Genomic DNA, 13,365 nt, shown 5'->3' on the forward strand with positions numbered 1-13,365 from the left:
CGGACAGATCCGGGGTCCCCACGCACACTGCTGAGGCGAGGAGAGCCATGAGCTCCGACGTGATGAACCAGTCCCTGGCCGAGCTGGACCCGGAGATCTCCGCGGTCCTGGACGGCGAGCTCGCGCGCCAGCGCGGGACGCTCGAGATGATCGCCAGCGAGAACTTCGTGCCGCGCGCCGTCCTGCAGGCCCAGGGGTCCGTGCTCACCAACAAGTACGCCGAGGGCTACCCGGGCAGGCGCTACTACGGCGGCTGCGAGCAGGTCGACGTGGCCGAGACCCTGGCGATCGCGCGCGCCAAGGAGCTCTTCGGCGCCGAGCACGCCAACGTCCAGCCCCACTCGGGTGCCACGGCGAACGCCGCGGTGCTGCACGCGCTGATCAGCGCCGGCGACCGCATCCTGGGCCTCGAGCTCGCGCACGGCGGCCACCTCACGCACGGCATGAAGATCAACTTCTCGGGTCGGCTCTACGGGGTCGGCGCCTACGGGGTGGACCCCGACACGTTCCTCGTCGACATGGACGTCGTGCGCCGGCAGGCGCTCGAGCACCGCCCGCAGGTGATCATCGCCGGCTGGTCCGCCTATCCGCGCCACCTGGACTTCGCGGCCTTCCGCTCCATCGCGGACGAGGTCGGCGCCAAGCTCTGGGTGGACATGGCGCACTTCGCCGGCCTCGTCGCAGCGGGGCTGCACCCCAGCCCCGTGCCGCACGCCGACGTCGTCTCCTCGACCGTCCACAAGACGATCGGCGGCCCGCGCTCCGGGTTCATCCTGTCCCGCGAGGAGTACGCCAAGAAGATCGACTCCGCGGTGTTCCCGGGCCAGCAGGGCGGCCCGCTCATGCACGTCATCGCGGCCAAAGCGGTCTCCTTCAAGATCGCGGGCACCGAGGACTTCAGGGCCCGCCAGCAGCGCACGCTCGACGGCGCGCGGATCCTCGCCGAGCGGCTGTCCGCGCCCGACGTCGCCGCGGCGGGGGTCTCGGTGCTCACGGGCGGCACGGACGTGCACCTCGTGCTGGTGGACCTGCGGGCCTCGAACCTCGACGGCCAGCAGGCCGAGGACCTGCTCCACTCCGCAGGGATCACCGTCAACCGCAACGCGGTGCCGTTCGACCCTCGCCCGCCCCGCGTGACGTCCGGCCTGCGGATCGGCACGCCGGCGCTGGCCACCCGCGGGTTCGGCGACACCGAGTTCACCGAGGTCGCTGACATCATCGCCACGGCGCTCATCGCGGGCCGCGGTGCGGACCTGGACGCCCTGCGCGCCCGCGTCGCGCGTCTCGTGGACGACTTCCCGCTCTACCCGGGCCTGGCGCAGTGACCGCACGGATCCTCGACGGGACGGCCACGGCCGCCGCGGTCAAGGCCGAGCTGGCCGAGCGCGTCGTGGTGCTCCGGGCGCGGGGCGTCACCCCGGGGCTCGGCACGGTGCTCGTGGGCCAGGACCCGGGCTCGCAGGCGTACGTGGCGGGCAAGCACCGCGACTGCGCCGAGGTGGGCATCGCGTCGATCCGCGAGGACCTGCCGGCCACGGCCACCCAGGCCGAGGTCGAGGCCGCCGTCGACCGCCTCAACGCGGACCCCGCGTGCACCGGGTACATCGTCCAGCTGCCGCTGCCGAAGGGCATCGACACCAACGCGGTGCTCGAGCGGATCGACCCCGCCAAGGACGCAGACGGCCTGCACCCGACCAACCTCGGGCGCCTCGTGCTGCGGGTCAACGAGCCGGTCACCTCGCCGCTGCCGTGCACCCCGCGCGGGATCCTCGAGCTGCTCGCGCGGTACGGGATCTCGGTGGCGGGCCGGCACGTCGTCGTCGTGGGCCGCGGGACCACGGTGGGCCGGTCGATCGGCCTGCTGCTCACGCGGCGCGAGCACAACGCGACGGTCACGCTGACGCACACCGGGACGGCAGACCTCGGCGCCCACCTGCGCACGGCGGACGTCGTCGTGGCGGCGGCGGGGGTGCCGGGGATCGTCCGGGCCGCCGACGTCAAGCCGGGAGCCGTGGTGCTCGACGTCGGGGTGTCGCGCGTCGCCGACCCGGCCGGCGGCCGGGCGCGGCTCGTCGGTGACGTCGAGGCCGGCGTCGCCGACGTGGCCGCGTGGCTCTCGCCCAACCCCGGCGGGGTGGGCCCCATGACCCGCGCGATGCTGCTGGCCAACGTCGTCGAGGCCGCGGAGCGCGCCGTCGGCTGAGCCGGCAGCGGTGGGTTCGGCCCAGGCCCGGGCCTTGACCCGGCGCGGGCGGGTGCCACGGTGGCCCCCACCCGGCCCTCCGATGTGATCCAGATCACACAAGGCCTGCCTCAAGCATGTCCGGTTTGCGCCCGATGTCTGGTGTGAAGGCTTCGCCGGGTTCGTCCGGTCGGGGCCTTCGGTCAACGACAAGGGCAAACCCGCCGCGAGGCGGGGACGCAAAGCCAGGGGCCCGACGGGGCAGCCCAGCTGCCGAACGACGAGAGGCATCCCCATGCAGAGCACCACGCCTTCACAGCGACGCCCGCTCGCGACCCTGCGTCCCGCGTCGCAGCTCCCCCCTGCCCCCGTCGCCGCGTCGGCCGCGCCCACGGCTCGCCGTCCGGTGCCGGCGGTGGACATCGACCCGCTGCTGACCCCCAACGAGGTCGCCCAGATGTTCCGGGTCGACCCCAAGACGGTGACCCGCTGGGCCAACGCCGGCAAGATCACGACGGTGCGCACCCTCGGGGGCCACCGCCGGTTCTCCGAGCGGGAGATCCGCACCCTGCTCGCCGTCGTGCCGACCCAGGTCCCCCTGCCCGCCTGAGCGGAGCACCCACGCGTCCGCGCCGGCCGCCCCACCGGGGGCGGCCGGCGCAGCGACGTCAGGGCGGTCGCCTCGCGTCGTGCGAGATGTGACGCAGGTCACACCAGAACTTCCTCAAGGATGTCCGGTTTGCGCCCGATGTCAGATGTGGAGGCCACGCCGGACACCCGGAGGGCCTCCTGTCAGCGACAAGGGCAAACTCGCCGTGAGGCGGGGACGCAAAGCCAAGGGGCCCCACGTGGGCAGCCCAGCTACCGAACGACTTAGGGGAATCCTTCATGCGCACCATTCCTGCTCCGCACCGTCCCGTCACCACGGCGACCGTCGAGGCCCTGCTCACACCCGGCGAGGTCGCGATGCTCTTCCGCGTGGACCCCAAGACGGTGACGCGCTGGGCCGACGCGGGCAAGATCTCCACGGTGCGCACGCTCGGCGGGCACCGCCGCTTCTCCGAGCGCGAGATCCGCGGCCTGCTCGGCGCCGTCCCGTCCCAGGCGTCAGCGCAGCACTGAGCGCGGGCGTCCGCGCAGCACCGGCCCGCTGGCGACCGCACCGACGGCCCGACCGCCGGCGCGTCGGGTGGTGCGTCGACCGACGCCGCGCAGTCCCCACGGACTGGGCGGCGTCCGTCGTCGTCGGCGGGATGGGGTTGGATGACGCGGTGCTCACCATCGCGACCGTCAACGTCAACGGCATCCGCGCGGCCTTCCGTCGCGGCATGGCCGACTGGCTCGCCGTCCGTCAGCCCGACGTCGTGCTGCTGCAGGAGGTGCGGGCCCCCGACGAGATGGTGGGCGAGCTCCTCACGCCGCCGGCCTGGGATCTCGCGCACAGCGAGTCGATGACCAAGGGGCGCGCCGGCGTGGCGATCGCCTCCCGGCTGCCGATGAGCGCCGTGCGCATCGGGCTCGACCACGGCGTGGCCACCAACTCGGGCCGCTGGGTCGAGGCCGACCTCGAGCTGCCCGGCGGCGGCACGCTCACCGTCGTCTCGACGTACCTCCACTCGGGCACGGCGCAGACGCCCTCGATGGACGAGAAGTACGCCTTCCTCGACCTGGTGACCGCCCGCCTGGCCGCGCTGCGGTCGGCCGGCGCGCACGCCGTCGTCGGCGGCGACCTCAACATCGCGCACACGGACGCCGACCTCAAGAACTCGCACGGCAACCGCGGGGCCGCCGGTTGCCTGCCGCGCGAGCGGGCCTACCTCGACGGCTGGTTCGCCGACCAGGGGTGGGTCGACCTCGGGCGCGCCCTGGCCGGCGACGTGCCGGGCCCGTACACGTGGTGGTCCTGGCGCGGGCAGGCCTTCGACAACGACGCCGGCTGGCGGATCGACTACCAGGTCGCGACCCCGGGGCTGGCGGAGCTCGCGCGGGAGGCGACGGTGGACCGTGCCGCGAGCTACGCCGAGCGCTTCAGCGACCACGCACCGTTCGTCGTGCGGTACGACCTCTGACGGGTGCGGTCACCGCGCGACGTCGTCGTGCGCGGAGAGTTCCGGCTCGGCGCGTCCCGGCTGGGCGCTGTCGGGCACGGCGAGGTCGCGCATCCGCATCAGCGGCGAGAAGACCACCGGCAGCGCCGAGGCCGCCGTGAGCCCCACCGCCACCCACAGCGTGGGCACCACGCCCAGGTGCGTGCCGAGCCACCCGCCCAGCAGCCCGCCGAGGGGCAGCGTGCCCCAGACGATGAACCGCACCGAGGCGTTCATCCGCCCCAGCAGGGCGGGCGGGCACAGGCGCTGACGGAAGCTCACCTGCGCGACGTTGTAGACGACGACGCCGAAGCTGAACAGGACGCCGCCGACCACGAGCGTCAGCTGCGCCGGCACGCCGGCACCGGCCAGGGGTGCCGCCAGGGGCGTCAGGGCGAAGGCGACCGGGAACAGCAGCGCGCTGACCGGGATGGACCGGCCCTCGCCGATGAGGCGCGCCACGCGGTCGGCGAGCACGGCACCCGCCAGCCCGCCGATCGACGACGCGGAGAAGACGACGCCGAGCGCGACCTCGTCGAGGCCGAGCACCCGCAGGGCGTAGAGGACGGTGAGCGCCCCGCCGACGGCGCCGCCGAGGTTGCCGATCGACGTGCACGCGACGATCCGGCGCAGCAGCGGCTGGTGCACGACGAACCGGAGCCCCTCGGCGATCTCTGTGCGCAGCGGCCGCCGGTCCGCCGGTGACGGCAGCGTCTCGACGGCCCGGATCCGCCCGACGGCGAGTGCCGAGGTCACATAGGTCACGACGGTGACGGCGATGAGGAGCGGAGCTGCGACGAACCGCAGCAGCATCCCGCCGAGCGCCGGGCCGGCGACCTGCGCCACGGACGCCGTCGCCTGGAGCTTGGCGTTGCCCTCGACGATCCGCGCCAGGCCCACGAGACCCGGGACGTAGCTCTGGTGCGCCACGTCGAAGAAGACGGTCGCGGCGCTGAGCACCAGCCCCGCGCCGTAGAGCAGGGGCATCGACGCGTGCCCGGTGAGGGCGGCCGCCACGACGACCGCCAGCACCGCGGCCCGCACCAGGTCCGCGACCACGAGCGTGCGCCGCTTGCGCATCCGGTCCACCCATGCCCCGGCCGGGAGCCCGATGAGCAGGAAGGCCGCGGACTCGGCAGCGGTGAGGGCGCCCATCTGGCCGGCGCTGGCATCCAGGTGCACCACGGCGTAGACGGGCAGCGCGAACGCGGTGAGCTGGGCCCCGAGCTGGCCGAGCCCGTCGCCCACCCACAGCCGCCGGAAGTCGGGGTGCCGGGCGAGCGAGGGGGGACGGGCGGGGGCTGGGTCCACCCGGGCAGCATGGCGAAGCGATTGGGCAATGTCAATCGGTCGTAGGATCGCGGCATGGCCACCTCGGCGCACGACGCACCGGTCCCCGCCGGCCGGGCTCCCGGCGGTGCACCACCTCCCGACCCCGAGCGGGAGCGCGCCGCCGCGCAGGCCGATGCCGAGGCGGACGCCCGCGCGCTCGCCTCGGTGCTGCGGATGCGCATCCTGCGGCTGTGCCTCGACGAGGCTCGGACCAACCGCGAGATCGCGCGTCGGCTGGGCAAGGACCCGGCCACCACCTACCACCACGTGCGCACGCTGGCCGCGCGGGGCTTCCTCACCGCCCAGCCCGAGCGGCGCGGCGCCCGGGGTGCGCGCGAGGTGCCGTACCTGGCGACCCGCAAGTCCTGGCGCACCCCGATGCCGCAGGGGCAGGACCGCGTGCTCATCGAGACCTTCCTCGAGGAGGTCGCCGAGGCGGACCCGGCGACGGTGGCGACAGCTCGGCTCGGCGTGCGGCTGAGCCCGGCGGCGTGGGCGGAGGCCCAGCGCAGGTTCGGAGCCCTGCTGCAGGAGCTCGCCGACCTGCCGGCCGATCCCGACGGCACCCCGTACTCGATCTTCGTCGCGCTCCACGAGGACGCGGGACGCCGGGCCGACTGAGCGGCGGTGAGCGGCGGTGCTGGCGCGACCGGCGAGGCGTGTCGGTCCGGCCCGCGACAATGGACCGTGTCCTGGATCCTCGTGCACGACGACGCAGCGCGGCCGGGCGTCGTCGTGCTCCAGGAGTGCTCGGACGACGGCGCCCCGCTCGGCCGCGCCGAGCTCCCGGTGCCCGACCTGCCCGCAGCCGTCGCCGCGCGCGAGGCGGACCGGCCGCGCTGGGTGTGGGACGACACGGCGCGCCGCTACCCGCAGCTGCTCGCGGCAGGCGTCCGGGTCGAGCGCGCCCACGACCTGCGCCTGTGCCACGCCATCCTGCGCCGCAGCGCCCGCACCGCCGGCTCGGAGCTCGCCGTCGCGCCAGACGGCCCGTGGGACGAGCCGACCACCCCCGTGCGCCCGGTGCGCCCCGCGGACGGGGTCGACAGCCTGTTCGACGACGCCTTCCTCACCGGCTCGAGCGACCCGGCCCGCGCGGCGACGCCCCCCGCCGGGAGCGACGGCGCACCACGGGCGGCCGCGGACCCCGGCCCCCTCGCCGAGCTGACCCGCCAGCTGGCCGCCGTCGCGGGGTCCGCCGAGCCGGGCCGCCTGCGCCTGCTGCTCGCGGCCGAGTCCACCGGCGCGCTCATCGCCGCCGAGATGCACCACGACGGCCTGCCGTGGGTGGCCGCCGAGCACGACGCCCTGCTGACCCGACTGCTCGGCCCTCGCCAGCCCGCCGGCCGGCGCCCCGCGCGGCTCGAGCAGCTCGTCGAGCAGGTCCGCACCGCGCTCGGTCAGCCGGGCCTCAACCCGGACTCGCAGCCGGACCTGCTGCGCGCGCTGCGCTCGGCGGGGCTCGACGTGACGTCCACGCGCGTGCACGAGCTGCGCGAGCTGGTCCATCCGGTGACCGCGCCCCTGCTCGAGTACAAGAAGCTCGCCCGGCTGCTCAGCGCCAACGGCTGGGCGTGGATGGAGGCCTGGGCAGCCGACGGTCGGTTCCGGCCCGACTACGTGCCCGGTGGTGTGGTCACCGGCCGGTGGGCGTCCAGCGGAGGCGGCGCCCTCCAGCTGCCCAAGGAGGTCCGCGCGGCGGTGCAGGCCGACCCCGGCTGGCGGTTCGTGGTCGCCGACGCGGCGCAGGTCGAGCCGCGCGTGCTCGCCGCGATGTCGGCCGACGGCGCGATGGCCGCGGCGGGCCGAGCGGCTGACCTCTACCAGGGGGTCGTCGACGCCGGGATCGTCGAGACCCGCCAGCACGCGAAGGTCGCCATGCTCGGCGCCATCTACGGCGCCACCACGGGGGCCAGCGCCGCACTCATGCCCCAGCTCACCCGGGCCTTCCCGCGCGCGGTCGCGCTCGTCGAGGACGCCGCGCGCGCCGGGGAGCGCGGTGAGGTGGTCTCCACCTGGCTCGGCCGGTCCTCGCCCGTTCCCGGAGCGACGTGGCAGGCGCTGGTGCTGGCCGCTGCGACGGAGGGCGCCGAGGCGGACGACGCCCGCGAGGCCCGGCGACGTCGGCGGGACTGGGGCCGCTTCACGCGCAACTTCGTGGTCCAGGGCACCGCAGCGGAGTGGGCGCTGTGCTGGATGGCGGCGCTGCGGCGGCGCCTGCTGCGGATGGACGGGCGCCCGCACCTGGTGTTCTTCCTGCACGACGAGGTCATCGTGCACGCGCCGGCGGACCGCACCGACGAGGTGGTCGACGCCGTGCGGGCGGCCGCGGCGGAGGCGGGCCGGCTGCTCTTCGGCAGGTTCCCGGTGGACTTCGCGCTCGACGTCTGCGTGGTCGAGCGGTACGACGAGGCGACGTAGGCGTGGTCGTGCCGCCGAGGTCACGCAGCGCTGCGCCCGCCGGTCGTCGGGTGGCAGGATGCGGAGCACGGTCCCGGGCAGAGGACCGGTCGACGCGTCGCCGGGTGCGGCCCACCGTCGGCGCGGCACTCAGGGGGAGCAGCACATGGACGGCGTCGCAGCGGCAGTGGTCACCGAGGTCCCGTGGTTCTGGGTCGCGACGGGGTTGTTCGGGGTGATGTTCTTCTGCATCGCCGTCCCGGCCTCCGCGGCCGGCAAGGTCGACAACCTCGGCATCGACTCCCTCAACGCCCTGCAACGTCGCTGGCCCGTCGCGGCGGTCGGCGTGTTCGGCCTGCCGCTGCTCTTCGCGGCGCTGGGCGGGGTCGCCTTCCTGCAGGCCGGCATCGTGGCGAACCAGCGCACGGTGGCGGCGATCGAGGACCACTACGGCGTCGCGCTGGGCGTCGACGCGCTCGACCTGCCCGAGGAGGAGACGTCGGTCCCCGTGGTCGTCCCCGGAGCCGACGGCGACGTGACGGGCGAGCTGACCCGGCTCGACGGCCGCTACCACCTCATGGTGCCCAACGACCGGTTCCAGCTCGTCGAGTACGGGCGCTGACGGCGGCGTCGGCCCGGCCCGCCGTGCGGCCTACGTCCCGCCGCGCAGCGCGGTGATGGGCTCGATCCCGGCAGCCTTGAGCGCGGGGTAGGTCCCCGCGGCGAGCCCGATCACCCCGCCGAGCAGGGCGGCGGCGAGCACCACCCACGTGTCGAGCAGGGGCGTCCACTCCTTGGCCAGGGACACGGCGACCACCACGAACACCCCGAGCGCCGCCCCGATGAGCCCGCCGAGCAGGCCGATCACGCCGGACTCGACGAGGAACTGGTTGCCGATGTCGGACCTCTTGGCGCCGAGCGCCCGGCGCAGGCCGATCTCGCCGACCCGCTCGCGCACCGACAGCAGCGTGACGTTGGCGATGCCCAGCCCGCCGACCAGCAGGGCCACCGCCCCCAGCGCCAGGAAGATCGCGTTGATGTCCGCCTGGACGCTCTGGCGCAGGGCCGACGGCGGCGGGGGGACCTCGACCGTGATCGCCTCCGGCGTGGTCGGGTCGAGCGCGAGCGCGGCCTGCGCGTCGAACACCGGGCCGGCGCCCACCGCGATGGTGCCGTGCGCCTGCTCCAGGGCCGTGAACGCGAAGTCGGCGCGCGCGGTGCCCACGGGCAGGATGACCGCGTCGAGCAGGTCCGTGCGGCGCTGCACGCCGGCGATGATGCCGATGACCGTGTAGGCGCGCTCGCCGATGAAGATCGACGGCTGGCGGTCCACGCGGTTGACGCCGAGACGGATCGCGGCCCGCGCCCCGAGCACCACCACCCGGTCGGCGCGCTCGTCGTGCCCCGCGTCGAAGAAGCGGCCGGTGACCACCTCGCCCCGCACGGCGTCGAGCAGCCCCGGTGTCGCGGCCAGCACCTGCGGCGGCGCGGAGGCGGCGACGGACGGGTCGTTGACGGGCACGGCGGTGATCGTCACGTCCCCGATCGACACCGCCCCCACGGCGCCGACGGACTCCACCCCGGCGATCCGGCTCAGCCGGTCCTCGACGTCCCACGGGATGCGGCCCGTGGTGCGTCGGCCGCCCTGCGTCTGGCTGGTGGCCGGCTCGACGAGCACCTGGGTGGCCGCGACGGCGTCGAACTGCCGCGCGATCTGGCCGGCCGCGGTCTGCGCCAGCCCGATGGTCACCACGAGCGACCCGATGCCCAGCACCGTGCCGATGATCGTCAGGATGAGGCGGCCCGGCTTGGCGGCGATGCCGTGCGCGGACTCCGCGACGAGGTCCCGCAGGCCGAACCGGTCCAGCGGGTTGCCCCGGGGGACGACGGCGCCCGGCCGCCCGGACGGGTGCGACCGGCCGGGCAGGTGCAGCCACGTCGGGCGGCGCAACCACCCGGGCCGCCGGACGCGGGCCATCAGCCCACCTCGGTCAGCACGCCGTCGGCGATCCGCACCCGGCGCTGCGCACGCGCCGAGACGGCGTCGTCGTGCGTGATGACCACCAGGGTCAGGCCGTCGCGGTGCAGCTCGTCGAACAGGTCGAGCACGCCCTCGGACGTCGCGGAGTCGAGGTTGCCGGTGGGCTCGTCCGCCAGCAGCACGTGCGGCGAGGCGATGACGGCGCGCGCGACGGCGACGCGCTGGCGCTCGCCGCCGGACAGCACGGTGGGCAGGAAGTCGAGCCGGTGGCTCAGCCCCACGCGGTCGAGGGCGGCAAGGGCGCGGTCGCGGCGCTCGCTGCGCGGCACGCCGCTGTAGAGGGTGGCGAGCAGGACGTTGTCGAGCACGCTGCGCTGGGCGAGCAGGTGGAAGGACTGGAACACGAAGCCGATCCGACCGCCGCGCAGCGCCGCGCGGTCCCGCTCGGGCAGGGTGCCCGTGGGCACGCCGTCCAGCAGGTAGTCCCCGGTGGTGGGGCGGTCGAGCAGGCCGAGCATGTGCAGCAGCGTGGACTTGCCCGAGCCGGACGGTCCGATCACCGACACGTACTCGCCGCGCTCGACGCGCAGGTCCGTGGCCCGCAGGGCGTGGACAGGGGGATCTCCGGGGAACGTGCGCGTGAGGTCCCGCAGCTCGATGACGGGACCCGTGAACGCGGGCTCCGCGGTCGCCTCGTGCTCGGGGTCCCACCGCTCGGCGGCCGAGCCCCCGAGGTCGTCGAGCAGCGTCATCCCTCACCCTCGTCGGTCGCCTCGTCGGTGGGCTCCTCGTCCTGCGTGGTGCCGGTCACGCCCACCACCACGCGGTCGCCCTCCTCGAGCGTCCCGTCCACGGCGCTGACCTCGACGAACCCCTCGGCCGCCAGCCCCGTCTCGACGGTGACGAGCGTGGAGGTGCCGTCGTCCGCGAGCACCTCGACCCGCGCCTCGCCGCCCGGTCCGGCCGTCAGCGCCGCCGTCGGGACGGCCAGCACCTCGCCCTCGGTCGAGCTGACGGGGATGGTCATCCGCACGTTGGCGCCCTGGAGCTCCGCGCGCTGCTCGGGGGTCAGCTCCCCGGGCACGACGACGACGCGCGTGCGCCCGGCCGTCGGCTCGGTCCCTGCCACGACCTCGCCGACGGACTGCACGGTGCCGGCGACGTCCTCGCCCCCGGGCAGCGTGATGGTCACGGCCGAGTCCACGGCGATGAGCTCGGCGTCGACGTCGGGCACCTGACCCGCGATCTGCAGCGTGGCGCCCGAGACGCTCATGACGCCCGTGCCGCCGGCGACCGACCCTCGGCTCACCTCGACCGAGTCGACCCGGCGCGGGGTCGCCGCGAGGTAGACCACCTCGCTGGCAGGGAGCGGGGTGAGGGTGCCGGTCCGTGCCTTCGCGAGCTCTGTCTGGGCGTCCGTGAGGCTGCGCTGCGCCGCCGACAGCGTGGCCTGGGCCTCGGCGGTGTCCGCCGGGGCGTTGAGCTCGTCCCGGACGGCGATCTTGGCGGCGAGGTCGCCCTCGGCCGCCACGACGGCCACGGGGTCGCACTCCGGGGCCGTGGGGTCCGTGCAGGCGGCTCGCGCGGCGTTGAGCGCCGCCTGCGCGGTGTTGACGTCGGCCTGGGCCTGGACGCGCTGCGACTGCGGCGTGCCGGACCGGGCTGCGGACAGCCCGCGCTGCGCCGCGGCGACCTGGTCCTGCGCCGAGCGCACCTGGGCGTTCGCGGCGTCGACCGCGCCCTGGGCGTCGTCCCCGCCCGTGGGGGCCGGGTAGCCGACCCGCGCGTACAGCGCGGCCACGCCCGACGACGTCGCAGCGTCGTAGGCCGCGGAGGAGGCGTCGCCGGGATCGATGCCCAGGGCGACGAGCGCCGCCTTGAGCTGGAGCACGTCCGGCCCCGAGACACCGGGGCGCAGCGTGCGGTAGACCGGCAGCTCGCCGGTGAGCAGGATCACGGGCCGGCCGGCGACCTCGAGGATCACCTGGCCGGTGTCGATCGTCGCACCCACCACGGGCACCTGGCCGGTGACGATCGCCGGCCCCCCGATGTCCCCGGTCTCGAGCACCACGCTCACCGGGTCCTCGTAGATCGCGTCGCCGCGCAGCACGACGTCGTTGGCCAGCGCGCGCCGCTCCACCGGGACCGTGATGGGTCCGGCGGCCGGCGCGGCGGCCTGGGCGGCGGCGTCGGCCGGCGACGTGATGAGCCGGCTCAGGCCGAGGCCCGCGCCCAGGCTGACGACGGCGACGAGCGCCATGATCCAGAGCGTGCGGGTCGAGCCCGTCATCGGCGGGGCTGCCTCTCGGGAGGTCGGACGGCGGCGGGTGATCAGGACTTCGAGGCCTGGTAGGCCTCGAGCCATGCGTCCAGCGCGTCCTTGTGCTCGTCGACGAAGTCCTGCTGGTACTCGAAGTTCACCTCCTGCTGGATCTCCGTGTACCTCACCTCGTCGCGGCAGGTGTAGTCGGCGACCGCGGTCTCGATCTCCTCGGTGGTCAGCGCGGAGAGCTGCTCCTGGATGGCCTCCTCGATCGCGAGGTAGTCGTCCTCGCCGGCCTCCGGGTCCATGTCCGTGTACGCCTCGTCGTAGACGGCGTTGACCTTCTCGTAGAACTGCTGCTCCGCGTCGGACACGGCGGCCAGGCCCGCGTAGCCGGCGTCGGCCATGCACGAGGCCCACTCGGCGTCGAGGCCGGCCACGCGCGGGTCCGCCATCGAGGCCTCCCACATCGCCGACATCTCCTCCTGCAGCGCGGTGAACTCCTCGTCGTCCATGCCGTTGCCGGACTCGTAGACGTCGTGCTGGGCCTTGCCCTGGCAGCCGGCCGTGGTCCAGTCGTACTCGATCTCCTCGCCCTCCTCGGTGGGCTCGGTGTACGTCTGCTCGCCGTACAGCGCCGCGTAGTACGCGGTCTGCTCGGTCTCGGACATCGACTCGACGTACTCCTGGTTGGGGTCGACCCACTCCTCGCCGGTCGCCTCCGGGTCGGGAGTCTGCTCGCCCCAGGGGTTGGTCGTCGCGCCGTAGCCGTACTGCTCCGCGAACTCCAGCGTGCCCCACTCGACGTCGAGGTCGTCGCTGCTCGAGACCATCCCGCCCTGGCTGCTGTAGTCGACCGGGGTGTACTCGAACCCCTGCTCGGCCATGCACTCGGCGACGATCTCCTCGACCTCCGCCATCTGGGCGTTGGCGGAGTCCTCGTCGTAGTCGCCGTACATCTGCTCGAAGTAGGTGTCGAGCGGGCCGAGCGGCGTCTCGTCGTCGGTGGGCTCCGCCGTCCCGCCGCCACAGGCGGTCAGGGTCAGGACCAGGGCCGTACCGGCGGCGGCTGCGAACGTCCGGGTGGGGTGCGACGACATGATGGTGCCTTCCTGAGTGC

The 13,365-nt window shown here is 74.7% G+C and carries 13 protein-coding genes and 2 riboswitches; of the genes, 8 read left to right on the forward strand and 5 right to left on the reverse strand.

From position 1 onward, the window contains the following. The first annotated feature begins 47 nt into the window (after window positions 1-47). From glyA to PKY62_RS00480, 5 genes are all read left to right on the forward strand, one after another. On the forward strand, window positions 48-1,325 hold the full coding sequence (glyA, locus tag PKY62_RS00460; protein WP_324533739.1) for a serine hydroxymethyltransferase: 1,278 nt from the start codon (window positions 48-50) through the stop codon (window positions 1,323-1,325). Continuing rightward, a complete protein-coding gene (locus tag PKY62_RS00465) occupies window positions 1,322-2,203 on the forward strand; it encodes a bifunctional methylenetetrahydrofolate dehydrogenase/methenyltetrahydrofolate cyclohydrolase (RefSeq protein ID WP_324533741.1) in 882 nt (293 codons plus the stop codon). Before glyA ends, PKY62_RS00465 begins: the two co-directional genes overlap by 4 nt. A gap of 183 nt (window positions 2,204-2,386) precedes the next feature. Then, window positions 2,387-2,460: riboswitch (cyclic di-GMP riboswitch) on the forward strand. A gap of 128 nt (window positions 2,461-2,588) precedes the next feature. Further along, window positions 2,589-2,792 (forward strand): BldC family transcriptional regulator, encoded by a 204-nt coding sequence (locus PKY62_RS00470; protein ID WP_324533826.1) that lies wholly within the window; start codon window positions 2,589-2,591, stop codon window positions 2,790-2,792. 183 nt (window positions 2,793-2,975) lie between these two features. Continuing rightward, window positions 2,976-3,051: riboswitch (cyclic di-GMP riboswitch) on the forward strand. Between the two features lie 19 nt (window positions 3,052-3,070). Next, complete coding sequence (locus tag PKY62_RS00475) at window positions 3,071-3,304, forward strand: BldC family transcriptional regulator (RefSeq protein WP_324533743.1); 234 nt, start codon at window positions 3,071-3,073, stop codon at window positions 3,302-3,304. A gap of 131 nt (window positions 3,305-3,435) precedes the next feature. Further along, window positions 3,436-4,251: an exodeoxyribonuclease III gene (locus PKY62_RS00480; protein ID WP_324533744.1), complete on the forward strand. Its 816-nt coding sequence runs from the start codon at window positions 3,436-3,438 to the stop codon at window positions 4,249-4,251. Between the two features lie 9 nt (window positions 4,252-4,260). On the opposite strand, the gene PKY62_RS00485 is transcribed toward PKY62_RS00480, so the two are convergent. Beyond that, window positions 4,261-5,580, reverse strand: a complete 1,320-nt coding sequence (locus tag PKY62_RS00485; protein ID WP_324533745.1) for an MFS transporter — start codon at window positions 5,578-5,580, stop codon at window positions 4,261-4,263. A gap of 54 nt (window positions 5,581-5,634) precedes the next feature. On the opposite strand from PKY62_RS00485, the gene PKY62_RS00490 reads away from it, so the two are divergent. From PKY62_RS00490 to PKY62_RS00500, 3 genes are all read left to right on the forward strand, one after another. Continuing rightward, the gene (locus PKY62_RS00490) at window positions 5,635-6,222 is read left to right on the forward strand and encodes an ArsR/SmtB family transcription factor (RefSeq protein WP_324533746.1); all 588 of its coding nucleotides are present in this window, start codon (window positions 5,635-5,637) and stop codon (window positions 6,220-6,222) included. Between the two features lie 66 nt (window positions 6,223-6,288). Then, complete coding sequence (locus PKY62_RS00495) at window positions 6,289-8,022, forward strand: bifunctional 3'-5' exonuclease/DNA polymerase (protein WP_324533748.1); 1,734 nt, start codon at window positions 6,289-6,291, stop codon at window positions 8,020-8,022. 145 nt (window positions 8,023-8,167) lie between these two features. Continuing rightward, on the forward strand, window positions 8,168-8,623 hold the full coding sequence (locus PKY62_RS00500) for a hypothetical protein (RefSeq protein ID WP_324533750.1): 456 nt from the start codon (window positions 8,168-8,170) through the stop codon (window positions 8,621-8,623). 30 nt (window positions 8,624-8,653) lie between these two features. Here PKY62_RS00500 and PKY62_RS00505 read toward each other — a convergent pair whose 3' ends face one another. Genes PKY62_RS00505 through PKY62_RS00520 form a run of 4 tightly spaced genes read right to left on the reverse strand, consistent with a single transcriptional unit; the run spans window position 8,654 to window position 13,345 of the window. After that, on the reverse strand, window positions 8,654-9,979 hold the full coding sequence (locus PKY62_RS00505; protein WP_324533752.1) for an ABC transporter permease: 1,326 nt from the start codon (window positions 9,977-9,979) through the stop codon (window positions 8,654-8,656). After that, window positions 9,979-10,734 carry an ABC transporter ATP-binding protein gene (locus PKY62_RS00510; protein ID WP_324533754.1) on the reverse strand — a complete coding sequence of 252 codons (756 nt, stop codon included), beginning with the start codon at window positions 10,732-10,734 and terminating at the stop codon, window positions 9,979-9,981. The genes PKY62_RS00505 and PKY62_RS00510 overlap by 1 nt, the downstream gene beginning before the upstream one ends. Beyond that, window positions 10,731-12,272, reverse strand: coding sequence for a hypothetical protein (locus tag PKY62_RS00515; protein ID WP_324533756.1), 1,542 nt, complete (start codon window positions 12,270-12,272; stop codon window positions 10,731-10,733). The genes PKY62_RS00510 and PKY62_RS00515 overlap by 4 nt, the downstream gene beginning before the upstream one ends. A 41-nt stretch (window positions 12,273-12,313) precedes the next feature. Next, window positions 12,314-13,345 carry a hypothetical protein gene (locus PKY62_RS00520; RefSeq protein WP_324533758.1) on the reverse strand — a complete coding sequence of 344 codons (1,032 nt, stop codon included), beginning with the start codon at window positions 13,343-13,345 and terminating at the stop codon, window positions 12,314-12,316. Window positions 13,346-13,365: the final 20 nt, after the last annotated feature.

This window comes from Actinotalea sp., assembly GCF_035443605.1.
Taxonomy (GTDB): Bacteria; Actinomycetota; Actinomycetes; order Actinomycetales; family Cellulomonadaceae; genus Actinotalea.

Coding starts and splice junctions, on each gene's coding strand:
- glyA (WP_324533739.1), top strand. CDS start 48: ATGAGCTCCGACGTGATGAACCAGTCCCTGGCCGAGCTGGACCCGGAG.
- PKY62_RS00475 (WP_324533743.1), top strand. CDS start 3,071: ATGCGCACCATTCCTGCTCCGCACCGTCCCGTCACCACGGCGACCGTC.
- PKY62_RS00480 (WP_324533744.1), top strand. CDS start 3,436: ATGGGGTTGGATGACGCGGTGCTCACCATCGCGACCGTCAACGTCAAC.
- PKY62_RS00490 (WP_324533746.1), top strand. CDS start 5,635: ATGGCCACCTCGGCGCACGACGCACCGGTCCCCGCCGGCCGGGCTCCC.
- PKY62_RS00500 (WP_324533750.1), top strand. CDS start 8,168: ATGGACGGCGTCGCAGCGGCAGTGGTCACCGAGGTCCCGTGGTTCTGG.
- PKY62_RS00505 (WP_324533752.1), bottom strand. CDS start 9,979: ATGGCCCGCGTCCGGCGGCCCGGGTGGTTGCGCCGCCCGACGTGGCTG.
- PKY62_RS00510 (WP_324533754.1), bottom strand. CDS start 10,734: ATGACGCTGCTCGACGACCTCGGGGGCTCGGCCGCCGAGCGGTGGGAC.
- PKY62_RS00515 (WP_324533756.1), bottom strand. CDS start 12,272: ATGACGGGCTCGACCCGCACGCTCTGGATCATGGCGCTCGTCGCCGTC.
- PKY62_RS00520 (WP_324533758.1), bottom strand. CDS start 13,345: ATGTCGTCGCACCCCACCCGGACGTTCGCAGCCGCCGCCGGTACGGCC.